A 25,008-nucleotide genomic window follows, 5' to 3' on the forward strand; every position below is an offset into this window, starting at 1 on the left:
ACCTTCCTTCATGGATGGCCTCCTTTGCTTAAGTGTTGTTGCAACAAACCATTTTGTTGCACTCTCTTATTGGGCTAACCAGCGCCCGGTGGCAAGTGCTGAGGTCATCCATATCTTCTCATGGGGCTAGCCGGCACGGAATCCTTCCGCGTTCCCCCGCCAGAGGCGGGGGCCTCGGCGCATCCTCGCCGGCTAGCCCGCATGGGGGCCCCGCCGATTCCGCGATGGCTGTGCCAACACAGTGTCTATCTCAGGGTCGACTCAATTAAAGTAAAGCGTTGCCGATTTTGACTAAGCCCTGGGGGCCGTGGATGTCGGTTTCGAATTGGCTAATCTCGGTGTAAGTGCAGGGGGTCGCTAATTCTGATTTCATTTTATTGATAAGAGTCCGGTCTTGTTTGGCTAGGGTTTCATACATGGTCATTAAGTTTTTGCCGGCGGTTACACAATCGCATTTGTTAAAGATCTGGTTCGTTTCAGCAACCCACGCATTTTCTAAGGGGGAATGAACTCGGTTAAAGATAAAATTTTCAAAGGGCAATTCTAGCTCTTGAATCTTATTTAAAAAGAATTTGGATTCTTGGATACTTAAGCGATTGGGGGTGGCCACTAAGAGAAATTGAGTTGAGTCTTGCCTTAAGATTTTCCCTACTTCTTCGGCCCGTTCTTTGAAGCCTTCAAGCATGCCGCCCGTGGTAAGAAATAAGACCGACAGATCTTGTAAAAATTCAAATCCTACAATTTTATCAAGAACGCGCAATAATTTTTTAGAGCCACTTTGCAATACTTGAAAAGATTTTTTTCCTAAAAAGATAGAGGGTTTGAGTAATAATTTAAATAAACTATCGCCTAATAAATTTGCCATTTTGCTGGGTGCATCTAAAAAATCTAATGCGTGTTGGGTGGGTGGAGTATCCAATACTAAAAGGTCATAGGCACCTTTGGAGTAAACCTCGTAGAGTTTTTCCATGGCCATATATTCAGTAGATCCTGCCACCATGTTCGATAGGTGGTGATAGATGGGGTTATTCAGAATGGCTGTCTTAGTGGCTTCGTTCGGGGCGTAACGTTCGATGATGGTATCAAAGGTTCGTTTGGTGTCGAGCATCATGGCCGACAAGGCCCCTGGCATGGAGATACCACAACCTTTGAAGACTTTGGCTTCGATCTCTTGAGGCTCATGGCCAATTTGGCTCAAACCCAAAGAATTAGCCAAACGTTTGGCTGGGTCGATAGTTAAAACAATAGCCCGTCGCCCGAGGCGAGCCGCGTTGAGAGCTAAGGTAGCAGAGAGAGTTGTTTTGCCCACTCCACCTGAGCCACAGACAATGAGGATTTTTTTTTCTAGTAATAGTTCTTTCATCATAATTCTTGGCAATAAGCGGTGATTTGTTGAAGGATTTGAGCATCGGTTTCAGGTTTCCATAGGTGAGGAATGGGCACTAGGGGGTGTTTTTTAAAAAAGCTTTTTAGTTGGTCAAAATAAGTTTGGTTTAAGTCTAGCCGACTAAAATAATGCCGTAAAATAGGATTATCGGTTTGAAAGGGTTTTAATTTTTGTGATTCTGCTTCGATAAAAAAATTAGGCCACATGCGATTAGCTAAAATGGGGCCAATAGGAATGTTGATTTTTTTTAACTCTTGAAAAAGATCGATGGTTTCATTAACGGGCATTTCTTCGCATAAGGTGACAATCCAAACCGCCATTTTAGTAGGGTCTTTAATCAATTTAACGATGGAATGAGCCTTGTTTTTAAGTGGGCCCATACGCACGGCATGGTCGACTGTATCGGGTACTGAGAGCATGGCCAGGCTATGGCCGGTGGCGGGGCCATCAACAATGACTAAATCGTATTTTTTTTCTCCTTCTGCTAAATCCCATATTTTCCCAATGGTTAATAATTCATTAAGCCCAGGGGTACCTTCCATAAAATGTCTTACAAAACGGTGGTCAAATATACCTTTATATAAGGTTTCAAAACGAACGTATTTTAAAACGTATTCATGAAAGCAATCTTGGGGGTTGAGTTGAATAAGAGAGAGATTTTTTTTGAGAGGGGTTTCATGGTAACCCACTTGGGTGTTGCCCAAGAGGTTACCTAAATGGGTGCAAGAATTAATTTCAACCAATAAAACTTTGACAAATTGACTAGCAAAATTCCCCAAGGCGGCAGCAAGCATGGTTTTGCCTACACCACCTTTGCCGGTAACAAACCAGATTCTGCGTGATAAAAATTCATTGAAGAGAGACATTAGGATAATGGGAAATTACAGATATTAAAGGGGATGTCTACCCTAAAAGTTTTTTAGAAGTTGGCCGTGCTATTTTGGAGCCCGTTCAAGCATGTCTCCAAAATAGCACGGCCAACTTCTAAAAAACTTTTTATTTAGAATCTTTTAATTTTCGTTCTAAATGGGCGAGCTTTTTACGCAAAGAGCGAATCTCGTCTTTGACATTACCTACACTCGATTGGGATTGACTAGACCGAAACTTTTCTTCGATTTTTTTTTGCAGTTCATCAACCACATTGTTGGTGCGATAAAAAAGATCTTTGAAAAAAGAACCGCTATCGCCTAGTTCTTCTTTGATTTTATCTAACACCTTTTCAGCCTCACCCTTGACATTGGAAAAAGAATGGACGCCTTGATGGATTGACTTTTGAACAAACTCAACTACCTGTTGCCCGGGGTTTTGAATAATTTTGCGCAGCATATCCAAGGGAAGTAGGCTCTTTTTCTTTTTTTCTTCTTCAAAGATGATTTGAGTTAGCGTGACGCTGGTTAAATCATCGCCGGTTTTATTGTCGATGATTTTGACGTCGTGACCTTCTTTAACTAGATTGCCAATTTCATCTAAGGTGACGTAGCAACTATCTTGAGTGTCGTAGAGTTTACGATTTTGATACCGTTTAACAACACGCGTTTTGCTTTCCATGGGGTTCCTTTGAAAAAATTTGACGCACTGATTTGCGTCATATTGAATAAACTTGAATTGAAAATCTGCTTTTAGATTAACAGAAATTGCTTGTTTTTGGAAAGAAAATTATGACCTTGGCAAGATTAAGCCTAAAAGTGCGTCAATTTTTGAAAATCTTGGCCCAAAGCGAGGGACCAAAGATAATCAATAAAATAAACAAAATAAGACCTATTTCGGGCAGATTATAGCCGCCGATGGGTAAAACTAAATTCAAGTTTACTCCTATTTTGAGATTGAGAATTACGATCGTGCCCATGAGAAAACCAATTGATCGGTAGTGGGCTATGATCAATAAAGCCGTAAAAATAGAGTAGAATACAATCGACCACAACAACAGGAAGCAAGCCGATAAAAAGTGGAATTAAGACCCATGAAGAAAGACCTAAACCGTACAAGATTTGTAGTGTGAAACTAACATAGACAACATACACAAAGGCCTTCTGAAAGTAGTCGCGGATTCCGGTATTAAGACGTTGCCCTAGGCCATGCCAGGGAATGAAGGCCGAGAGCAGTGAAAACAGGTAAATGCCTGCACAAATTAAAAGGGTAAGACTACCCGCCTTATTTTGGGAGAACCCATAGGCCCAGTAACTTAAGGCTAGTAGATGTACGAACCAAAAACCTGGGCTGGTAAAATGAAAGAATTGCCTAGCCATGCATGACTCATAGGTGCTTTTGATTAAATAATCAAGGTTGAGTATGGGTTAAATAAGTAATGCCTCAGTTTTAGGGGTTTAGCTTTCCGAAACCCTTTGCGCGAAAGCGACGAGTCATGAGCACTTAAAAAACATATAGTTTGTTATAAAAGCTGTCATTGCGAGGAGTCTGCGACGAAGCAACCTCCACCATAGCATGTTGGAGATCGCCACGCCCTTCGGGCTCGCGATGACAAAGTCACTTCTAATTACTTAAATGACGCAACTAGCCTTGATTTTGCCTGCAAATGGGTCTAGCTTTTAACCCTTTTCAACAATCTCTTATCAAGGTGGAACATGGTCGAGGCTGATTCCATGTTAGCTTCTGATTTAAACAAGTGGTTGTTGTCTCATTTGCGTCTTTCAACTCCCAACTTGTTGCAGGAAGATCGTCGTTATGACGCAAGTATTTTTGTAAAACCTCCCGAACAAATTCCTTCTTATATTCTTAATTTTTTTAAAGTGGATCCCAAAACCGGTATTCCGTTATCCGGGGGGCTCAAAGTACTATTAGCCCAAGTGTTGCTTCATGAATTGGAAGAGGGTTTGAGATTGTTACGCCGTTGGGGGCATAAAGATATCGCCAATCAAATTCAAGAAATGCAGGGGCATTATCATTTGTTAACGATCTTGGAAAATTTGCGCTACCATCTTCAGGGGGCCAAGGGGAAACACACTCAAGTTGAATGGATTTTGATGGGAACCAAAATTCGCCATAATCAGATGGGAGTTATTGAACAAAAGTTTGGCCCCTATCATGTAATAGGGGTGACGGATTTAGGGGTGCGTTATAAATCTTGTAATCAAGATGCCATGTTGGTGATGCCAGAACAAAGGGTGGTTGCCATGGCCGACGGCATTGGTGGGTTGGCTGCAGGCGAGACAGCCTCTTGTGTGGCCATTGATTTTTTTGAATATGCTTTATCTCGGGGGCATACCATTGGGCAAGGTTTTGTTTATGCCAATGATGCCATTCTTTATCGGAGTCGTAAGTTATATTTAGATGGGCCCACTACCACCATGGGGGCATCTTTTTTGGCCGCCAGGTTGCAAGAAGGCCAGGTTCAATTTGCTCACGTGGGTGATGTAAAAGCGATGGTGGTGCGGCAAGGCAAACTACTTAAGGCCACCAACGATCATACCCATGGGCAAGATCTCTTGCAAAGTCATTTGGTAGATTTTGTGACCGCACGAGATCTCAACCATATCCTCACTCGTACCTTGGGAATCGATCACCTATGTGCCCACCGAGATGTGGAGATCACTGAAGTAGCTTTAGAACCGGGGGATAGGATTTTATTGGTCACCGATGGAGTGACCACTAATTTTTATGATTTATATTTTCAATTAGATGAATTGGTAGAATTGATAGCGCAAGGGAATCCTGTTACAACCGTTGAGAACATTTGGAGGCAAACGCAGCGGCGGATGAAGAGTGGGGTGTTGCCGCATGGGTTGCGGGCCAAGCCCGATAATTTTTCCATCCTTTTGATCGAGTACCGGCCTTAGGACAATATAAGCCACGTCTTTTTGAAGAGTGACTTCTGTCATTGCGAGCCCAACGGGCGAAGCAATCTCACCGGTTAAACCGAGGAGATTGCTTCGTCGCAGACTCCTCGCAATGACAGATGCCTCCTACGGGCTCGCTCCTGGTAATGTTTTCAAACAAGGTTAGGCCCTGCTTACTTTTCAAAAAGACTTTACGCTTGTTTTTTCTCAGCAAACCCATTAGTGCTCACCAAATAGGCAAATAATGGTGTTTTAGCCTAAAATATAGGCCAGTAGATGATTGCTTCGCTGGGCATTAAAGGGTTTGAAAGGTTGCTGGCCAATCTTAATGATTGTGTCATGTTGCTCGACGATCATTTGCAGATCTTATCGCTCAATCCAGCGGCGGAGCGGTTGTTTGGTACTTCCCAACAGGCGGCTTCAGGTAAAGATTACCGGCATTTTTTTAAAATGCTGCCAGAATTAGTCGAACGGATTCAACAGTGTTGGGTAGATGAATTGAGTTTCACCATCCGTGAAGTTGAATTTGAATTAAGGGATTTAAAAAAAATTTTATTAGAAGTTCATGGGGCTTTGTTGGCTGGAGAAGGGGTGCATAAGGTAGGGGTCATCCTGATTTTTAGAGATATAACCTCGTTTAAACAGTTCGAAGAAGAACATAGGCTTTATGACCGCTTAACTTTAATGGGAACTATTGCCGCAGGTCTTGCCCATGAGATTAAAAATCCTTTGAGTGGGATTCGGGCGGCGGCCGAGATGATTTTGCGAGAAGTGCATGCGGGCGAACTCCAAGAATTTCCTCAAATGATTATTAAAGAAGTCGATCGTTTAGATAAACTCATTGTCGATTTATTAAATTTTACCAAGCCTAAAAAAAAGAAATTAGTACCCGTTAATGTTAACAAGGTGTTGAACGAAATTATTACCTTGCATGGGATAAAATGGAAAGCTCGTGGCATTAAAATTCAATTGGAAATGGACCCCAGCCTCCCCCAAGTATGGGGGCGTGAAGATGAGTTAAAACAGGCCTTCCTTAATTTTTTAAAGAATGCGGTCGATGCTATGCCCCAAGAAGGCGAAATTAAAATTGTTACCAAAATCATGACGGATTTTTTAGTGAAGGAAGCCAGCGAACGATTGCAACGCATGGTTAAGGTGGAGATTATTGATTCGGGGGTAGGCATCCCTGATGAACATAAAAAATCGCTCTTTGCGCCTTTTTTCTCTACTAAATCCAAAGGTACGGGATTGGGGCTTATGATCTCGCAAAAGATTATTCATGATTGTGGAGGGCAATTGCGTATTGAAAGCGAAGCAAAGCAAGGCACAACGGTGCAAGTTTTTCTAAAGAGCGTTTAGGGACCTCTAAAAAGGGCCCATCTGCGGCGTTGCCCACAAAGCCGCGATCCTCACGTATTTCCATATACGCTCCGGTCGCGGCTTTGCGGGCGCCTTGCATCTGGACCCTTTTTAGAGGTCCCCATAGAAAGGTGAGTTGTTATGGCAAGATTATTAATCATCGAAGATGAATTGAGTTTGCGTACGATTTTAAAAAAATTGTTTCACAAAAAAGGCTACGAAGTAGAGGCGGCTAGTGATGGTGAGTTGGCCTTGCGTAAATTAGAGCAACAAGATTTTGATGTGGTTATTCTCGATATTAATCTGCCATCTGTTTCAGGGTTAGATTTGATGCAAACAATTCGTCAAACCAAACCTAAGATTAGTTTTATTGTCATGACCGCTCAAGATACTATGAAGAATGCTGTAGAAGCCATGAAGCGAGGGGCCTTTGATTATTTAACCAAACCCTTTGATTTGGAAGAATTGGAAACCTTGGTTGAGAAGGCTTTAAAATCTAAGCAAGCCAGCCTTGAGACGGTTGGTTTAAAAAATAATCTTGGAAATTTAGACCCCGAGACTAAGATCATCGGCCAGTCCAAGCCCATCAAAGATATTTATAAAATGATTGGCCGCGTCTCTAATAATGATGTCAGCGTGCTGATCTTTGGAGAATCGGGAACAGGCAAAGAACTCATTGCTAAATCAATTCATCAAAATAGTGCGAGAGCCAAGGGGCCCTTCGTAGCCGTGAATTGTGCAGCTATTCCGAAAGATTTGTTAGAAAGTGAGTTGTTTGGTTATGTGAAGGGTGCCTTTACTGGTGCTCATGAAGATCGCATGGGTTATTTTGAGCGTGCCAATGGCGGGACGGTGTTTTTAGATGAAATTGGGGACATGCCTTTAGTCTTACAGGCTAAATTATTACGGGTATTACAAGAAAGAGAAATTCAGCGATTAGGCCAAGAAGATCCACGCCCTATTGATGTGCGGGTTATTTCGGCAACCCATCAAGATTTAGAAAAAAAGGTAGCGGACAAATCTTTTCGTGAAGATTTGTATTTTCGTTTAAATGTAATCCCGATCTATGTGCCACCTTTGCGAGACAGGAAAGAAGATATTTCAATTTTAGCTAATTATTTTCTAAAAAGATTAGCCCAAGAACATGGAGGTGCTTATAAAAAGTGTACGGAGGGCAGTCTTAAATTGCTCGAAAATTATCGTTGGCCAGGTAATATTAGAGAATTAGAAAATGTATTAAAACGTGCGGCTATTTTGTCTAGCAATGACACCTTAGATGTTGCGGATTTTGCCCCATTCTTGGGGGTCGACAATCGAGGTAATGTTTATAAAGATTTTGAGCAAATGCATTTAGAAGAACTAATCGAAAACAAAATCCAAAAATTTTTAGATCGATTTGAAGAATTGGATGTGGAAGATCTTTACCAGACGATCATTACCATGGCTGAGCGGCCTTTAATTAAATTAGTGCTTAATAAATTAAATGGTAATCAAATTCGAACCGCGAAAGTATTAGGCATTAACCGCAATACGCTTAGGAAAAAAATCCGGGAATTGCAAATTATGGTGAAAGATAATCTATGAATTTTGAATCAGTAGTCAATTTCTCCGTGTTTATTCGGGATTTATCACTTTTTACCTTAGTGATTGGCTTTGCTATTTTAATAGGGGGGATTTTGCCAGCCCTCCGCCATTACAAACGAGAGCGTTTCCCCATTTTCTTAAGTTTTTCAGCCGGGCTGATGCTGGGTTCTTCTTTCTTGCATCTTATTCCAGGTTCGATTCATTTAGTGGGTGAGACTGCAAGTTTTGCAGTATTGGCCGGGTTTGTTTTTTTGTTTGTGGTCGAAAAATTTGTTACGGTTCATATTTGTGAAAGCTTGTCGCTTGATTGCGAAGTCCATAAAATTGGTATTGCAGCTTTTATAGGCTTGGCGCTTCATTCTTTAATTGATGGCTTTGCCTTGGGTAGTGGATTGCTCAGTGTTAGTTTAGGCTTAGTAGTTTTTATTGCGGTGTTTGCCCATAAGACCCCCGAGGCCTTTAGTTTAACTTCGATTTTATTGCATAGTCAATTTAGTCGCATTAAGGTGGTTGCTTCAAATATTTTATTATGGGCCATGGTGCCAATAGGCGCCTTGTTGGCTTTCTTTGTGGTGGGGGGGATCAACGAGAGTTACTACTTAGGCTTAGCGCTAGGTTTTGCAGCCGGCACCTTTTTAGAAATTTGCTTAACCGATTTGATCCCTGAAATTCATCGCCTTTCCAGTTCACGCTGGCAGACTTTTTTGAGCTTTATGGGGGGGATTGGGATTATGTGGGTGGTGCACAAAATTTCAATTCATTGAGCCACGTCTTTTCGAGGTGGGGGGAGGTCAAGGGAGAGCCCGCGCCCGGTCGGCTTAAGGAGGGCTTCTGTCATTGCGAGGAGTCTGCGACGAAGCAATCTCCTCGGTTTAACCGGTGAGATTGCCACGCCCGTTGGGCTCGCAATGACAGCATTTATATTACCCTCCTACGTCCGCCCTCGCTAAAAGGCTCTCCCTTGACCTCCCCCCACCTCGAAAAGACTTCTCTGCAAATATTTGGTGAGTTTAGAGTAATAGCATTTTTATGCAAAAAAAAGTTATTCATGGGTTATATGCGATTTTTGATCCGCGGTTTAGTGTGGAGCAAGATCCGGTTAAGGTTTGCCGGGCTATATTAAAAGGTGGGGGGAAGATCCTGCAACTGCGCATCAAAGCAGGCTATACTGCCCACGAAATTTCTACGATTGCCAAGGCTATCGTAGCTTTGAAGCAAGAGTTTGAATTTACGTTTATTGTGAATGATTATTTTGACCTTGCTTTGGAAGTGGGGGCCGATGGGGTGCACATGGGGGTTGATGATGGGAGTATTCCACAAGTGCGACAAAAAATAGGGCATGAAAAAATCATTGGTTATTCTTCTCATAGCCTTGAAGAAGCATTACAAGCGCAAAAGCTAGGGGCTGATTATGTAGCCATGGGCGCGGTTTATCCAACTGCTACGAAGGGTCTTGGCCACCCGGTTTGTGGGTTAGAGGTTTTAAAAACATTAGTGCAACAATTATCGGTGCCACTGGTGGCCATTGGTGGAATTAATCAAAAAAAATTACCAGCGGTATTAGCAACGGGCGTTGCTGCTGTGGCGATGATTACCGAGATCCTAGGAGCAAAAAATATTGAAGCTAGAGTTCGTGAATTAATTAAAATCATTTCGGCCAGAGAAACCTTTTGATGTCATTCAGAGCCGAAGGCGAAGAATCTTCTTCATATGAAAAAAAACAAAAAACGAGTGGTCTTAACAATCGGTGGATTTGACCCCAGTGGCGGGGCAGGGGTGTTGGCCGATTTTCAAGTGTTACAAAAACTAAAAGTTCCTTCGGTTCATGCCATTACGGCCAATACTTACCAAGTGGCAGCGAAATTTTTAAGTTATCGCGCGGTGAGTGCAAAAGAACTTTCTGAGCAGCTAAAAGCTTTGCTTGGTGCGTATGAACCCGTCGTGGTTAAAATAGGCATGCTCGGTTCTGTGAAATTAGTTGATGTTTTGCTAAAATTCGTTCGCGCTTGTCACCCTAGGATTGTAATTTGGGATCCCATTTGGAGGGCAAGTGCAGGCCCTTATTTAATTGATGTTAAAAACTTTTCACCTGAACTCAAAAAATTGTTGTTGGTCGTGAACCTATGGATCCCTAATTTGCCCGAAGCAAAATGGATTTTAGGTAAAAATTTCCCCAAAGAAGAAAACCCCATTTTGATTGCAAAATTATTATACCCCATCTTATCTCCCCAAAAATCTCTACAGAAAGCCGTGATATTAAAAGGTGGGCATTTGCCAGGTGAACCCATTGATGTTTTGTATGACGGAGAAAAAATTTACCAATCTGGGGGCAAAAGACTGAAGGGAAAATTTCACGGCAGTGGCTGTCGTTTTGCAAGCAGCCTAGCAGGGCATTTGTTTTTAGATGAGTCTTTATTTCAGGCAGTGAAGTTATCTAAAAATTTGTTTACTTCAAAAAATTAGTAAATTTATAACCACTGCGCAAAAAAGGTTGCAGCATCGGTTTGCCAGTATTTCATGTTATGATAATATTTCCATTCCGGCTTGGTTGATTGATGGTACAAGAGGATAGCGTGCTCGGGTTTAAGCCTTTCACTGTAATATTTTAATTGTTTTGGATTAGATTCGTTATTCAGTTTACTTTCAATCATCAGCCAAGGTGTTTTAGCTTTTAAAACCAAAAAATCGACTTCGCGTTTCTCCTTATCTCGTAGATAATAAAGTTCTAAAGGAGCGCCCAGCATTTCACGATAAACGGTAACTGCCTTGTATAAATGGAGAGCCACTAAATTTTCAAATCGAACTCCGGGGTCATTAATATTGGCCCAGTCATAAAGGTAAATTTTTTGCTCCTTTTTCAAAGAGCGAATCAATTTCTTTGAATAAACAGGGATACTAAAATAATAGTAAAGATGCCTAAGCCAGCGCAGCCAATTTTTAAGAGTGGGATGAGAAATCTCGAGATCTTCGAGTAAAGATTGCAAGGATAAAGGGGAACCCACTTTGTTGGGTAATAATTCCATTAATGTGTGGATGCCCTCTAATTCTTGAATGCGACTTAAATCGCGCAAGTCCTCTTTAACCAAAGTTTCTTTGCGTAAATGAGACCATCGAGCATGTTGGGTGGCATTTAATTTAAATAGGGGCTCAGGAAATCCTCCCTGCTGAAATAATTGATGATAAACCTGGTAATTCTCTTTTTTTACTTGATGGTTAATAGGATTAGGTAATTTGAATTGAGAGTTTTTGTTAACTTCTGCAATTGTTAGTGGAAAGAGGTGAAACAACCAATATCTCCCCATAAGACTGTCTCCACCACGACGATAGGTGTCGAGTCTTGCTGATCCTGTAACAACGATATGGAGCTGTTCGTGGAGGGCATCGTAAAGGCCCTTTAAGAATTTTTTCCAGCGAGGATTTTTGTGAATTTCGTCAAGCAGGATGAGCGTGGGGGTGGATTGGTTAGCTGCGAGTTCTCTGAAAAAATGTAGATCAGGAGATTTAAGGATTTTTCTATCTTCTGGAATATCCCAGTTTAGATAGCACGAATGACGATAGCCTAAAAGCTTAGGGAGCCTTTTCACTAGAGTAGTTTTGCCAACTTGTCTAGGGCCGGCCACTAGTACCATTTTTGCCAAATCTTGCGGATGAGTCTGCAGATAGTGAGATAAATAGCGGTAAGAACTCATCTGACTATTTTAAATAAATACTTTAAAAAGTCACGACTTTTTTAATATATTACTAAAAAAAGTCATTTTTTAAGATGGAATCCTGTTGCTACCTCAAAGAAATCCTTACCCCGTATGCCACGAAATTTGTCTCATAGAGGCAGTTAATGACGAAGGTACGATTTTTGGACGATCCCTAGTTTGGAATCAGTAGCAGAATCGTACCTTCGTCATGCTTTTAATGCTTTTACTTTAATTTTCTAATCCGGTGGGAATATCAATAGAAGCCCTGGAAGTATCGTCATGAAATTTACACCCAACGTTAATTGAATCGAACAAGGGAAAGTTTCATCTTTGAAAGGAGTACATAAGAATTGCACGCCGGTTTTGAGCAAAGGTAAGCCATCTACATTAGGAATACCCGGATTAATGCTTAGTTCTAATGCTAATCCAGTGGCGAAGTCGGCCCTAACTCCTCCTCCCTCGTCCTGTGTTTTTATTCCCAAGGGCAGGGCAAGGCGAAGGTCCAAGAAACTATATTCATAAGCAGTGCGATTTGGCAAAAGACTATAACTAGGTGAAATATGATAATCACCAAAATCAGATCCTTGAAGCAAAGAAATCCCGATTCCCCAGCGACCGTTAAGGGAGGCTGTCAGGCCAAGGACAAGCCCAAGGTCTTTATAGATTGCGACACCTGTAGTCCACTCCACAGAAATGGTTTTCTGTCGAAGCTCCCCGTAATGTTCATCTGTTTTTTGCTGAAATAGCGAAGAAATTTCGGGATCTTCTTTTAACTCTGTGGAGAGGCTTTCATAAACATTATAATTATGGTTTACGGCGGCTAAGGCTAGTTCACGATCTTTCTTAACTTCGGGGTTGGCGAGAGGATAAGCTGCTGGGTTTTTACGAACGATCTGTCGTTGAAACTCGGTATCTTCAGGATTTGCCTCGAGCAATACCTTAGCAGCGTAAGCGTGTTCGGGCGGTTGTTGTGAGATATAACCTTTAAATTTTTGATTTTGTAGGACGTTCGGATAACTTTGTTTGGATAAATAACCAACGACCTCGTTAATGGGAAACAATTTACAGAGTTCAATGACATAATCGGGATTGTGATGGGTTTGTTCTTGCAAGAATAAAAGTTCAATATTCTCACGAAAGAACTCTATTATTTTCTCTCGTTCAGACGCGCTTGTTGCTGATCGAAGGATTTCTTTAATGAAATTAGGTTGGGAGAAAAAATTATCGTCAGCCAAGGCAAAAAAGAGAAGGGAAACTTTATGGTAAGTATAGTAAGTATTGGGATCGAAAACTTTCTTATAAGTATTAAGAACTTCCTCTATGGTGTCGACTAAACCATTTGGCATCACTAGGTTCTCAGAAATGCAGGGGCCTTCTAATAGAAGTTTTAATTCTTCATGTGACAGGTCTTGGTCAAGAATAAAGGCATCTAATTTTTTAGCAACTGAAGATGCCTCATCACGTTTATAATCATAAAAGCATCCCTTGTGTAAGTCTTTTTCAATATATGCTACAGATTTTTGGAATTTATCGGCGCTGACACAAACGCCATTGATCGAGTAACCAGATTCGCATCTCATATTCCCCCCTGACTTTGTTAATGAGTGGTTGACCAGTTCTGAATATTAACTTGTTCTAGGCGGGGTCTCAGTGGTTTTCCAAAAGAGTTGCTACAAATTTTGAGGAATTTGTAAAAAAATAATTTGTACAAAATTAGATAACTCGCCGAGTCAATATTTGTAGATATTGGGGTATAGAGAATCATATTGTAGAATCTTGTAGAATCATATGGCGGAGGAAGCATTGTTCCTTCGTCATATTTTTCAATACCTCCGTCATGATCTTTTATTAAAAACTTTTCACCTGAACTAAAAAAAATATTGTCGGTGGTGAACCTATGGACTCCCAATCTACCCGAGGCAAAATGGATTTTAGGTAAAAATTTCCGCAAAGAAGAAAACCCCATTAGCAGGGCATTTATTTTTAGGAAAGGCCTTGCCCCAATCGTTTAAATTAGCAAAAAATATATTCTATAAATGATCATTTTGAAATAACTGCAGAAATTCTTGCCAATGAAAGGCTTGAACATTTCCCGCTGTTTTTCGATGTGGGTCCAGTGACAAGACAAAGGCATCAATATTTTTTGTATGGGTAGTTATTTTTTCAAGGGAAGTAAAATCTTTCTGAGTAAGATGATCAGTTGATTTTATTTCGATGAACAACGTACGTTTCCCTGGACGTTTGATAATTAAGTCAATCTCAACTCCGTCTTTGGTTTGCAAGTAATAGAGTTCTTCATCGTGCTTGCGGTATTGACATAGTTTAAAAAATTCCAAAATCAAGAAATGCTCAAAGGCACGACCATATTCATATGTTTTTGGTCGAAGGGGCACTTCAAGCATCTTGTCCAGAGCACGCTTAATGCCGCAGTCAATGAAATAAAACTTAGATGCCTTGCGTTGCTGTTTGCGCAATGACTCATCATAGGATGGTAAGTGAAAGCCAACTAAAGTATCTTCTAAAATCTCATAGTAATTTCTAACGACAGAATGATCCAGATTAATGTCTCGCGCAATTTTTGAGTAATTCAACGGTTGACCATTCATTTGTGCTGCCACTTCTAAAAACTTTCGGAAAGCGGGCAAATTTCGCACAATTTGTTCAGCTTGGATTTCTTCTTTCAAATAGGTGGTGGCGTAGGCGTGCAGAAATAGTTTTTTATCAACTTGATTTTTAAACTCTACAACTTTTGGAAGACTGCCCCATTCCAAGACCTCCTGCAGTTGAAAATCTTGTTTTAATTCTAAAGATGAAAAAGGAAAAAGTTGGTAGACAAAAGCCCTTCCGGCAAGAAGGTTGGCCGCTCCCCGTTTGAGTTTTCGTGCTGAAGAACCTGAAAGCGCAAAATATATTTTTTTTTCTTCAATGAGTTTGTGAACAAGGTTTAAAAGTTTGGGGGATTTTTGAACTTCATCGATGATAACCCAGGATTGGGGAGGCAGATGCATGACCCTTCTTGTTAGTTCGTTGGGATCCGTTTGAAAAAGAGCCTCTTCATCAGGATCGAGTAAATCAACCCAGATTGTATTGGGCATAACACTAAAATGCTGCTTTAAAAGGGTTGATTTCCCCGATCCTCTTGGCCCAAAGAGAAAAAAACTGTAATTATTTTGTATAGTTAATATTCTCGGTATCACAATCCCAATTTATCGTATATTTTGGGATTATACAACCAAATAAGCAAATACCAAATAAGCAAAACCATACCTCCATCATGATCTTTGTTGATCGAATGACCAGAATCGCATCGCATATTTCCCCCTTGTCAAACTCCTAGGTTTTCTTATAACGATCGACGGTATGAAAAAGGATTAGCTTTCAAAACTTATGGGACGGCTTAAACCGCGATACCCAGGCCGATATGTGGGTGTGGTTGATGGGCGTGTTGTTGCTTCGGGAAAGGATCAGCTCAAGGTTTTTAGAAAGGCCGAAAAAGGAATTGCTAAAGATAAAGAGATTGGTATTTTTTATATCCCCGCTAAATCAGCCCCGCCGTTACTTTTAAAGATCTGATGATTTTCCCATACAAAAAACTGGGTGGTCAAACTTATGGGCCTGTTGTTCCTCTTCATATGAAAGGTGAGGCTCGGTGGGTTCAATTTATTTATTGTTCCTTCGTCATATTTTTCAATACCTCCGTCATGTGATCTTTTTTCCCGGGTGAGCCCATTGATATTTTGTATGATGGAGAAAAAATTTATCAATTGGGTGGCAAAAGGCTGAAAGGTAAATTTCACGGCAGTGGCTGTCGTTTTGCAAGTAGCCTAGCAGGGCATTTATTTTCAGGAAAGGCCTTGCCCCAATCGTTTAAATTAGCAAAAAATATATTCTATGGGAGTTCTAATGAAATTAAAAAAAATATTTTTTTTCGTAAGTCTAGCTTTCTTTGCAATAATTTTAGTTGATTGTAGTGCGAGTAAAAATAAAGAAGAACAATGGGAACAATTAGCTACTAATGCTGCCGAGTTTACTGATCGCAAACAATATGATGATGCTATGCGAGCCTGGAAATTGGCTTTGCAGTTTGCCGAAGGGAATTTTTCCTCTGGCCACGAAGCAATTACTGTTTCAAATGAAAATTTGGCAGATATCTATAGGATCAATGGCAATTTGAATAAAGCAGAAGAATTGTTAATCAGGGCATTAGGTAATGAAGAAAAAAGATTAGGTGCAAACCATCCAGATGTAGGTATAGCGCTTAATAATTTAGGCGCAGTGTATGTAGAACAGAAAAAATATTCTGAAGCGGAAGAGGCTTTAAAACGATCAATCCAATTGCTTGAACGTGCTCAAGCACCTCAACTTCTAATTACGGCGTTTTATAGTTTGGCAGATTGTTATCAAGCGCAAGGGCGTTATACGGAAGCAGAACCATTTTTTAAGCGAGTACTTGAATCTGATAAAGAAGAATATGAAAAAGATAAAGCCGAAGAAAATCTCATTTCGTTAACCATAGATTTATTAGCGTTGGCAAAAAATTATGTCCTCCAACGTGAGTATAATCAGGCTAAGGAGCTTTATCAAAAAGCGCTAAAAATAGCACCTAATGATTCAGATGTAGCTGAAGCAATTAAAAAATTAGCAGATGTTTATAAAAAACAAGGTTTTGATAAGGAAGCCAGCCTTCTGTATGAAAAAATCGGAATGTCATCCCGCTAACAGCTGTCTTTGAATAGAAGATTGGCATGAGTTTTGCCTTTGCCTCAATACAGAGGAGGTAAAGGCTATGATAGATCTTGTACCGATGACTGGAAAAGAGCGGGATGAACTGGTCGCAAATTGCGACCGGTTCAAGAAGCTTAAACATTCGACAGCGTTACCTAATGTTTTTACTGAGCATGGTGCTATAAAGAACCGGGAATTTTACAGTAACTTTAATCCGCCGTATTTTTGGAAATGACGAAAATCTTTGTCGCGTGTGATTAATGCCACAGTGTTTTCAATGCAAGCTTGGGCAATTAAAGTGTCCGCCAACCTTGCTTTAAAACCACCTGAGATGATTTTTGCTCTTAATAAGCCAGCGTTATTCCAATAATGAGTAGAAAGGTTTAACAAAGGGAGTTGGGTGAAAAGTTCTAAAGTTGTTTTGGGTAAAGAGGCATCACTTAGCAATTCGGTTAAAACTACCGGTGGCAATACCCCTATTTTATCGGTTAAAACTTTATCGACCCATTCAACATCGGGACCTTTAGAGCCTGATAAAAAGGCAATCAAAGAACTCGTATCGATTGCAATCACGTACGATCTTCCCGTAATTTTTTTAGATTGAGATTAAATTTGACTTTTCCACGCAGGTTTTTAAGTTTTTCATAGGCATGGCTAGCAGCCACTAATTTTAATCCTTGGGCAATGGTTTGGGTAATGCCCAACCTCGAAGATTCAAGGGCATGGTTAAGTAATTGCTTAGGGATTTGGATGGTAATTTTTTTATAAGTATTTCTCATTTCAAAAAACAAAATACCATCTTAAATACCATAAGTCAATATGGCAAAATAAATCGATTGCAATGCCTCAGTCTTGCAGGGAGAGCACTTGGGTTGTTTCGTCAGCCGTGCTTTCCGTGGCGACCCTAATGGGGCTAGCCGGCACGGAAGCCTTCCGCGTTCCCGCCTGCGGAGGGCCTCGGCGCATCCTCGCCGGCTAGCCCGCATTGGGGCCCCGCCACTCCAAGCAATGGCTTCCTCAACAACCCAAGTGCTCTCCCTGCAAGACTGAGGCATTGCAATCGATGGGATTATAGAAAGGCTTAAACAATCCTATTTCGCTTTTTACCCTTTAGAACAAATAAGCAAAACCATACCTCCGTCATGATTGAGCTGCTGATAATGCTGCTATAATTGGCGTAAGGAAATTTAAACCAAACACTATCTGAATCGAACAAGGCAAAGTTTCATCTCCGGGAGGAGTGCATAAGAATTTCACACCGGTTTTAAGCAAAGGTACGGGATCACCATAAGGAATATCCGGATTAATAGTTAGTTCTAATCCTAATCCAGTGGTAGGATAGACGTAATCTGTTCCTCCCTCTTCCTGTATTTTTACTCCGAAAGGCCAGGCAAGGCGAAGGTCCAAGAAAGGAAATTCATGAGCAGTGCGATTTGGGAGAAGACTATAACTAACTGAAATATTAATATTACTAGACTTGGGTCCCTCCTCTGGCAACGTGCCAAGCAAAGTAAACCCAAATCCCCAGTGATTGGGACCAGCAAAGGAATAAGTTATGCCTAGGACAGGTGTGACAACCGCAAGATCTTTATGGATAACGAACCCTGTGTCCATTCCAATAAATATGCCTCCACGTGGAGCTATATCGTGATACTCATCTGAAATTTCGGCATCTTCTTTTAACTCTGTGGGGAGATCTTCATAATTACGATAATTATCTTTTACGAAGGCTAAGGCTAGCTCACGATCTTTCTTAACTTCGGGGTTGGCGAGGTTATAAAGTGCCGGTTCTTTATGAACGATCCATCGTTGAAACTCAGTATCTTCAGGATTTGCCTCTAACAATGCCCTAGCTGCGTCGTATTCGAGAAGATGCTTGGTTTGGCCTGAGACATAATTTTTAAATTTTGGATCTTGCAGGGTGTTTGGATAACTTCGTTCGGTGGATAAATAATCAATAACCCCATCAATGAGGCCCAATTTACAGAGTTTAATGACATAATCGACATCGTGAGTTTGTTCTTGCAAGAATAAAAGTCCCATATTGTCAATGAAGAACCCTCTTACTGGCTCTCGTTTAGGTACTCGTCTTGCCGTTTGAAGGATTTTATCCTGGTTCAATATATATTTAAGTTCTTCAAGTGACAGGTCTTTATCTAGAATAAAGGTATCTAATTTTGTTCCAATCGCCGTTGAAAGTTTAGAAGGTGGCCCAGATCGTTCAACATGTTCTTTAATACCTGCTATAGATTTTTGGAATTTATCGGCGCTGACGCAAACGCCACTGATCGAGTAACCAGAATTGCAATTCATATCTCCCCCCCATATTATATCCCTCCTGACTCTGTCGGGGATCTCCATCGTTTTGAGAAAAAGTTGCTAGAAATTTTGAGGAATTTGTAAAAAAATTATAATTTGTACAAAATTAGATAACTCGCTGAGTCAATATTTGTAGATATTGGGTGTTATTTCACTTCTCCTGCAAGTTTCACTGCTTTGACATTTTTTTCAATGATACGAATGGCATGAGCGGTTAAGGGCAAATGTTTGCGTTCGTGGCGCCATGCTTGACGAAAACGTTGCACCGTTTCCTTCGCGGTGTCGAGCACCCCTTTTTCTGGCAAGCCAACTTTTGCAGCTAGGTAAGAAAGTTGTTTTAACGAAAGGTCAGTCATGCGTTTTGATTTAACCAGTTTTAGGGCCATATTTTCATCTTTAAGATAAGCAATCGTAGAAACAAAATCATAACCCGGAGACAACTTGGCATTTTTACGATCGGGATAAAGCAAAGAAAAGTTTTTGAGATGCATGTCTGCATTACCGATAAAAGTATTGAAGACCAGACGGCGGATAAATTCGGCAATGCCTGCTTTACCCGTTTCTTGCCAAAGGACTTCGGCAATATTTTTGTAACTGGCCTTTTTGTATTTATCATCGGGATAAACCCCAAACACCTGTGCAAAATCTTCCATATGGATAGGTCCTTGAGCGGTGCGATCGAAGCGGCGCACGGCTAAGGCTTGGCCTGGAATTTTTTCGATATCTTTTGGAAGGCCAGTAATTTTGGAAAAATTCACCAACCGTATTTCGGGGATATCCATACCAATGCTTTTTGCCAGGGTCATCATAGAATATTCATTTTCGGGTACATTGGCGAAACGAGTGGAGGGCAGCTTGACAATCCACGAGCCACCGATGCCCTTTGCTGGAATGGTCAGCCCACCGCTAGTTTCTGCTATTGCTGAGAATTTCATCTGCACACCCGCCAAAGAGAATCGTAGTACATCTTTACGTGAAACCTGAACATTGCTGGATATTTCCGGCGGCCAGCTTTTTCTGTCAGCAGGTTCGGTGGTGATGGCACCGGGCAAGTCGTTACCAAGGATCCAAAGCAGAAAAAATTCGCGTTTTGCATTCACTCCTGCATGGTTGGCCAGATAATCTCGCAAATGACCTTCGGGAAGCAGATTCGAAAAAAAGGGCGGTAGTTGAATTCGGGTTGGTTTAAAATCGGTAATCAGTCCACCGAAAGTATCTTTGAAGGAAAGGCTCAATACCGGCCGCGAGGGGTGGTTTAGGTAGGATTGATTGAAACTTAAAATGGTTTGTTCCCCTGGCAGAAACGTTAGCATGCCTATGGGCTCGCCATATAATAAAACATTCAACGAGCGAATCTCAGGCATATTAGTCCTCTTCATCCTCTTCATTATCCAAGGTGTAGGCGGGCTTGATTTCATCATTACCCTTAATCGTTGTTTGAGCAGCGATCAGGCTTTTTACTAAAGAAATTTTCTGCCTGGGAATAAGCATGACTTCTAAATCTAGCCCGCGGGCCATTTCCACAAAGCTAGTCAGTTTAAGATTCACCGAGCCTGCTTCAATTTTGGAAAGATGACTTTGTGGAATACCAAGTTTATCGGCCAGCTCTCTTTGGCTTAACCTCATGGCCTTACGTGCATTTCTGAGCATGACGATGAACGGTTGGATGGTTAATCGCATTAATATGTCCTAACATATAAATTTTAATATTAGATATATTACAGCATATCATTCCCGCTTTGTCTACCGCTTTTAAACAATCCTATTTCGCTTTTTCCCCTTCAAAAAGGCTTGGATGTTGAGAGCGATTTCGTTGATGAGGCGTTGGCGAGATTCTTGCGATGCCCAGGCGATGTGAGGTGTAAAGATGACTTTCGATTTTATTGCTTCGTTGAGAAGTGGTGAGTTGGTTGGGGGTGGTTCTTGGGCCATGACATCGCTGGCGTAACCGGCCAAGGTTCCGTTTTCTAGAGCCAAAGCGACATCGCTTTCGTTAACGAGAGGCCCTCGGCCTAGATTTAATAAGTAAGCGCAAGGTTTCATGAAGGCCAAGGTTTGAGCGTTGATGAGATGTTGGGTTTGTTGACTGAGCGCGCAATGCAAATTGATGTAGTCACTTTTTTTTAAGAGTTCTTTAAGTGAGCAACGCTTAGGTGATGCCGCATACTGGCGCCCAGGAATTTTGCCAATCAATATTTTCATGCCTAGCGCTTTGGCTAATTTAGCTACGCGACGACCAATGGTGCCATAGCCGATTAGCCCTAAGGTTTTGCCACTTAAATCACGATAGGGAAAATCAAGGTACGCAAAACGGGGGGAGTGGCTCCACTTTTGAGTGATGACACTTTCGTGGTGTTCGAAAAGTCGATGCGAAAAAGCCAATAAAAAAAGCAAAGCGTGTTCAACCACCGTCGTTGTGCTATAGCCGGCCACATTGCATACCGCAATGCCTTGAGCTTTGGCTGAATTTAAATCTACATTATTAACCCCGGTCGCTGTGATACAGATTAATTTTAAATTGGGGAGAAGGGGTAATTCTTTTTCTTTTAATGGGACTTTATTGCAGATCAGGATCGAAGCATCGCGTAGAGAAGGTGAAAGTTCTTCGACGTGAGATAATGATGTAGCATGGTAATCGCCTAACTGCTTCAAAGGCTGGGTGTTGATATCACCTAAATCAAGAGTATCGACATCTAAGAAGACGATCTTGGGTTTTTGCATAGTGCGGGTTGACATAGGCATTTACACATTAAAATGTTTTATTAATTGTTGAGTGATGGCCCCAACCTTTCCACTGCCGATTTTTTTCCCGTTGATGCGAGTGATAGGCATTATCTGTTTTAACGAACTGGTGATAAAGACTTCTTTGGCGTTAAACAGATCTTGTGTGGAGAAAAGTTTTTCGTGAATCGGCATTTTAAGCCTTTTACATAAAAGCATGACTTTATCACGAGTGACCCCTGCCAAAATTCCACTCGATAGGGGCGGGGTTAAGATGTGGTTTTTGTCATTGATGATAAAAAGATTAGAACTACTGCCTTCGACGGGATGGCCAGTCACATCCTTCATGAGAACATCCACAACTTTTTTATTTTTGGCGATCTTACGGGCAAAGTAGGGGCGGCCATAATTGAGCATTTTGACTTGGCTTAAATAATCATGGTGGATCCTTAAATTATCGACAAGGTAAGCTTTGGCACCATGGGTATAATATTTTTTAGGATAAAGTTGATGGGGTTTGGCGATAATGAAAAAATTAGTTTCTTGATAAAGGGCGTCGGCACCTAGGTCCCACCCCACGGGCGAAATCAGCAGTTTAACATAACCTTGCGTGAGGCCGTTGAGTTTGAGGGTTTGATAAATAGCCTTTTGAATAGCGGCGTTGTCAACATCGAGGGGGATCTTTAAAATTTTGAGCCCCTTTTTCAGTCGTTGTAGATGTTCCTTTAAGTAAAGTACCCTACCTTTAAAGCAGGCCAGCGTTTCAAAAAGGCCATAACCAAACAAATAGCCGTGGTCGAGCAAGAGGATGGTGACCTTACTCTCTTCAAGCCAGCAGCCATTATGATAGACGAGCATTTTTGTTTTCATCCTACTAAGGAGGACATAATCTACTATACATATGACATAGGATCATGAGCCGAGACAAGGAAGATGAGCAAAAAATTCGGAGGCGTAGCCTAAGCTACGTTGATGAATTTTTTGTGAAATCTGACGCAGTCGCAGGCCATGAGCCGAAGTCAGATGTGTAGTAGATTATGTCCTCCTTAGTAAAAGTAATTTCAAAAAATTTTTAGCTTTGTAAAGCGTTTCTTCATATTCACTAGCGGGATCAGAATCAGCTACAATACCACCCCCGCTATTAAAATAGAGCTGATTGTTTTTAAACAGTGCGGTGCGAATGGCCACATTAAAAGCGGCATTGCCTCTAAAGTCAATGTAGCCGATGGATCCAGTATAAATGCCCCGTGGGTTAGGTTCTAATTCTCGAATAATCTCCATGGCTTTGAGTTTAGGTGCGCCCGTGATCGAACCGGCTGGAGATGCCGATAAAAAGGCTTGTAGCGGGGTGATGTTGGAAGCAAGTGTTGCGGTCACGGTTGCAACTAAATGGTGAACATTCGAGAAAGTTTCGACCTTTTTTAACGAAGGCACCTTGACGCTTCCGGGCGTGCTTATTTTACCTAAGTCATTACGCATTAAATCTGTGATCATCAGAAGTTCGGCCGCATCTTTTTGGCTTTTAAAAAGTTCTGTTTTTAATTGAAGGTCTTGTTTTTTGGTTTGCCCACGGGGGCGAGTGCCTTTGATGGGGCGAGAAATGATTTCGCGGCCTTGGATTTTTAAAAAGCATTCGGGTGAATTTGATAAAATAATTTCAGTGCCTGTATTGATGAATGCCATGTAAGGGGCAGGCGACACCGTGCGTAGTTGGAGATAAAATTCGCCGATATTTTTTTGAAAAGGGATTTTAAATTGTTGAGAGAGGTTAACCTGATAGCAATCTCCACGGTGAATGCGATGAATGATTTCTTGAATGGTTTGTTGATAGGTTTTTCTAGAAAAGTTTGATCTTAAAGAAGATAGGGCGAATGGGTTTTTAACAGCGGTTACAGGTGAGATGAGTTTTTTAATTTTTTTTAACCACTGTTGTTTGAGCTTGGCATCTTTGTTTTGATAAAGGAGGTAAGATTTTTTTCGGGAGTGATCATAAACCCAGTAGAGGCGATGGCACACAAAATAGAATTTTGCTTCATAGGTAATAAAGCCTAAGGCCCCCCCTGCAAAAGGTAAGGGGAGTGGGTTGGCACCTGAGCTTAGGTGTTTTTCGAGCTTGGCCAATTTTTGCTTAGTATCAAAAATAATTTCGGGTTCAACACCTACGATGCTCAATTTGGCATGAGGATGTGCCATAGCGTCAGAATCAAGCCAGAAGCTATGAGGTTGGCAGGTGATGAGACTTGCTAGGGTTGCGGGCTTGGGCCAAGCCGTGCTTTCAAATTTCCAAGTCATGGTTAAAGACTTTTAATAATGCAATGGGCCGTGGCAGGGTTGGTGGCCACCGGGACGTTGTGAACATCGCAAATCCGAACCAGGGCATTGATGTCGGGGTCGTGTGGTTGGGCGGTTAAAGGATCACGAAAAAAGATTAAGATATCAACCTTGCCGGAGGCCACTAAAGAACCCACTTGCAGGTCGCCCCCCATGGGCCCCGAAAGTAAGGGGTGAATTTTTAATTGCGTTTCTCGAGTTAAAAAAGCGGCGGTGGTTTTGGTGCCGACGAGTTTGAATTTTTTTAACCACTTGATATGACGATTGGCAAATGCAATAAGCTCATGTTTTTTAGCGTCATGGGCTATGAGAGCTAAGGTTTTGGTTTTGGGCATAATGGGTGTTGGTTTAACTTAATTTAGGGGACGTGTCTACGGGATTATAGGAAGCTCTTCAGCTATGAAATTACACGATGAACAATGGATGACACTGGCCCTACGCGAGGCTCGCAAGGCTTTGAAAAAAGATGAAGTGCCGGTGGGGGCGGTGTTGGTGAAGGAAGGGGAGGTGATCGCTCGTGGTTATAATGTGCGCGAGACTCGGCAAGATCCCTTGGGACATGCCGAATTGATTGCCATTCAAAGAGCCGCTCATAAGTTAAAAAATTGGCGTTTATTAAATACAACTTTATATGTAACCCTTGAACCGTGCACCATGTGTTGGGGCGCCATTGTGTTGGCGCGTATTTCTCGAGTTGTGTTTGGGACTGTAGATCTGAAGGCCGGGGTTTGTGGGTCAGTGGCAAGCCTGCACGAGGCCAAGTTTTTTAACCATCATCCTAAAGTAATGGGGGGAGTTAAAGCCGACGAATGCGCCCAAATGCTCAGTGATTTTTTTAAAAATTTACGGAAAAGCAAAAAATAATTTTGAATTGTGGTGAAGAAGGCGTTTTGTTAAGGGCATATTCCTCTATTTTTCAGTGCGAAAATTTTGGAAAATGGAAAATCGAAAATAGAGGAAAAATTTTCTGACGAAAATTATATAGCTTAAGCGGAGGCGAATTTACTTCGCGTAGCTTAAGCGATGAATTGTTGCTTAGGTATAGGAATAATTTTGAAATAAAGGTAGTTCAATGGGGAGCTCGAGGGGAGATGGG

General features: G+C 41.4%; 25 protein-coding genes and 1 pseudogene. 10 read left to right on the plus strand and 16 right to left on the minus strand.

All coding sequences use genetic code 11. From position 1 onward, the window contains the following. Positions 1-265: 265 nt before the first annotated feature. The 4 genes from HYU97_09575 to HYU97_09590 form a co-directional block, all read right to left on the minus strand. On the minus strand, positions 266-1,366 hold the full coding sequence (locus HYU97_09575) for an ArsA family ATPase (protein ID MBI2336992.1): 1,101 nt from the start codon (positions 1,364-1,366) through the stop codon (positions 266-268). After that, complete coding sequence (locus tag HYU97_09580; protein ID MBI2336993.1) at positions 1,363-2,253, minus strand: ArsA family ATPase; 891 nt, start codon at positions 2,251-2,253, stop codon at positions 1,363-1,365. The genes HYU97_09575 and HYU97_09580 overlap by 4 nt, the downstream gene beginning before the upstream one ends. Before the next feature lie 130 nt (positions 2,254-2,383). Further along, positions 2,384-2,935, minus strand: a complete 552-nt coding sequence (locus HYU97_09585) for a transcriptional regulator (GenBank protein ID MBI2336994.1) — start codon at positions 2,933-2,935, stop codon at positions 2,384-2,386. Positions 2,936-3,159: 224 nt separating this feature from the next. Further along, positions 3,160-3,633, minus strand: a complete 474-nt coding sequence (locus tag HYU97_09590) for a hypothetical protein (GenBank protein MBI2336995.1) — start codon at positions 3,631-3,633, stop codon at positions 3,160-3,162. 336 nt (positions 3,634-3,969) lie between these two features. Between HYU97_09590 and HYU97_09595 the strand changes: the two genes are divergently transcribed. The 6 genes from HYU97_09595 (at position 3,970) to HYU97_09620 (ending at position 10,587) form a co-directional block, all read left to right on the plus strand. After that, on the plus strand, positions 3,970-5,181 hold the full coding sequence (locus tag HYU97_09595) for a protein phosphatase 2C domain-containing protein (GenBank protein ID MBI2336996.1): 1,212 nt from the start codon (positions 3,970-3,972) through the stop codon (positions 5,179-5,181). Between the two features lie 276 nt (positions 5,182-5,457). Then, on the plus strand, positions 5,458-6,540 hold the full coding sequence (locus HYU97_09600; protein ID MBI2336997.1) for a PAS domain-containing protein: 1,083 nt from the start codon (positions 5,458-5,460) through the stop codon (positions 6,538-6,540). Between the two features lie 141 nt (positions 6,541-6,681). Beyond that, on the plus strand, positions 6,682-8,124 hold the full coding sequence (locus tag HYU97_09605) for a sigma-54-dependent Fis family transcriptional regulator (protein MBI2336998.1): 1,443 nt from the start codon (positions 6,682-6,684) through the stop codon (positions 8,122-8,124). Next, on the plus strand, positions 8,121-8,888 hold the full coding sequence (locus HYU97_09610; GenBank protein ID MBI2336999.1) for a ZIP family metal transporter: 768 nt from the start codon (positions 8,121-8,123) through the stop codon (positions 8,886-8,888). Before HYU97_09605 ends, HYU97_09610 begins: the two co-directional genes overlap by 4 nt. A gap of 265 nt (positions 8,889-9,153) precedes the next feature. Further along, entirely contained in the window at positions 9,154-9,798 is a 645-nt protein-coding gene (gene thiE / locus HYU97_09615) for a thiamine phosphate synthase (GenBank protein MBI2337000.1), read from the plus strand. A gap of 36 nt (positions 9,799-9,834) precedes the next feature. Next, positions 9,835-10,587: a bifunctional hydroxymethylpyrimidine kinase/phosphomethylpyrimidine kinase gene (locus tag HYU97_09620; protein ID MBI2337001.1), complete on the plus strand. Its 753-nt coding sequence runs from the start codon at positions 9,835-9,837 to the stop codon at positions 10,585-10,587. A gap of 5 nt (positions 10,588-10,592) precedes the next feature. Here HYU97_09620 and HYU97_09625 read toward each other — a convergent pair whose 3' ends face one another. From HYU97_09625 to HYU97_09635, 3 genes and pseudogenes are all read right to left on the minus strand, one after another. Then, a complete protein-coding gene (locus tag HYU97_09625) occupies positions 10,593-11,813 on the minus strand; it encodes an ATP-binding protein (protein ID MBI2337002.1) in 1,221 nt (406 codons plus the stop codon). Between the two features lie 239 nt (positions 11,814-12,052). Beyond that, entirely contained in the window at positions 12,053-13,396 is a 1,344-nt protein-coding gene (locus tag HYU97_09630; GenBank protein MBI2337003.1) for a DUF4116 domain-containing protein, read from the minus strand. Positions 13,397-13,846: 450 nt separating this feature from the next. After that, a pseudogene (locus tag HYU97_09635) lies at positions 13,847-14,986 on the minus strand (ATP-binding protein). Between the two features lie 217 nt (positions 14,987-15,203). Between HYU97_09635 and HYU97_09640 the strand changes: the two are divergent. The 3 genes from HYU97_09640 (at position 15,204) to HYU97_09650 (ending at position 16,535) form a co-directional block, all read left to right on the plus strand. Continuing rightward, the gene (locus HYU97_09640) at positions 15,204-15,389 is read left to right on the plus strand and encodes a hypothetical protein (GenBank protein ID MBI2337004.1); all 186 of its coding nucleotides are present in this window, start codon (positions 15,204-15,206) and stop codon (positions 15,387-15,389) included. 164 nt (positions 15,390-15,553) lie between these two features. Beyond that, positions 15,554-15,781 (plus strand): bifunctional hydroxymethylpyrimidine kinase/phosphomethylpyrimidine kinase, encoded by a 228-nt coding sequence (locus tag HYU97_09645; protein MBI2337005.1) that lies wholly within the window; start codon positions 15,554-15,556, stop codon positions 15,779-15,781. Next, positions 15,720-16,535, plus strand: coding sequence for a tetratricopeptide repeat protein (locus HYU97_09650; protein MBI2337006.1), 816 nt, complete (start codon positions 15,720-15,722; stop codon positions 16,533-16,535). Before HYU97_09645 ends, HYU97_09650 begins: the two co-directional genes overlap by 62 nt. 204 nt (positions 16,536-16,739) lie before the next feature. Here HYU97_09650 and HYU97_09655 read toward each other — a convergent pair whose 3' ends face one another. The 9 genes from HYU97_09655 to HYU97_09695 all read right to left on the minus strand — a co-directional run bounded on the left by HYU97_09655 (position 16,740) and on the right by HYU97_09695 (position 24,247). Further along, positions 16,740-17,114, minus strand: coding sequence for a PIN domain-containing protein (locus tag HYU97_09655; protein ID MBI2337007.1), 375 nt, complete (start codon positions 17,112-17,114; stop codon positions 16,740-16,742). After that, a complete protein-coding gene (locus HYU97_09660; GenBank protein MBI2337008.1) occupies positions 17,111-17,320 on the minus strand; it encodes a hypothetical protein in 210 nt (69 codons plus the stop codon). Before HYU97_09660 ends, HYU97_09655 begins: the two co-directional genes overlap by 4 nt. 361 nt (positions 17,321-17,681) lie before the next feature. After that, positions 17,682-18,854, minus strand: coding sequence for a DUF4116 domain-containing protein (locus HYU97_09665; GenBank protein ID MBI2337009.1), 1,173 nt, complete (start codon positions 18,852-18,854; stop codon positions 17,682-17,684). Positions 18,855-19,006: 152 nt separating this feature from the next. After that, a complete protein-coding gene (locus HYU97_09670) occupies positions 19,007-20,224 on the minus strand; it encodes a HipA domain-containing protein (GenBank protein MBI2337010.1) in 1,218 nt (405 codons plus the stop codon). Position 20,225: 1 nt separating this feature from the next. Further along, a complete protein-coding gene (locus HYU97_09675) occupies positions 20,226-20,540 on the minus strand; it encodes a helix-turn-helix transcriptional regulator (protein MBI2337011.1) in 315 nt (104 codons plus the stop codon). Between the two features lie 72 nt (positions 20,541-20,612). Next, positions 20,613-21,581 (minus strand): D-2-hydroxyacid dehydrogenase, encoded by a 969-nt coding sequence (locus HYU97_09680; GenBank protein MBI2337012.1) that lies wholly within the window; start codon positions 21,579-21,581, stop codon positions 20,613-20,615. 21 nt (positions 21,582-21,602) lie between these two features. Then, on the minus strand, positions 21,603-22,439 hold the full coding sequence (locus tag HYU97_09685) for an aminotransferase class IV family protein (protein ID MBI2337013.1): 837 nt from the start codon (positions 22,437-22,439) through the stop codon (positions 21,603-21,605). A gap of 177 nt (positions 22,440-22,616) precedes the next feature. Next, the gene (pabB, locus tag HYU97_09690) at positions 22,617-23,873 is read right to left on the minus strand and encodes an aminodeoxychorismate synthase component I (GenBank protein MBI2337014.1); all 1,257 of its coding nucleotides are present in this window, start codon (positions 23,871-23,873) and stop codon (positions 22,617-22,619) included. A gap of 2 nt (positions 23,874-23,875) precedes the next feature. Further along, complete coding sequence (locus HYU97_09695) at positions 23,876-24,247, minus strand: methylglyoxal synthase (GenBank protein ID MBI2337015.1); 372 nt, start codon at positions 24,245-24,247, stop codon at positions 23,876-23,878. 64 nt (positions 24,248-24,311) lie between these two features. Between HYU97_09695 and HYU97_09700 the strand changes: the two genes are divergently transcribed. Then, a complete protein-coding gene (locus HYU97_09700) occupies positions 24,312-24,776 on the plus strand; it encodes a nucleoside deaminase (GenBank protein MBI2337016.1) in 465 nt (154 codons plus the stop codon). The last annotated feature ends 232 nt before the right edge of the window (positions 24,777-25,008 follow it).

Source organism: Deltaproteobacteria bacterium, from assembly GCA_016183235.1.
Taxonomy (GTDB): Bacteria; UBA10199; UBA10199; order DSSB01; family JACPFA01; genus JACPFA01.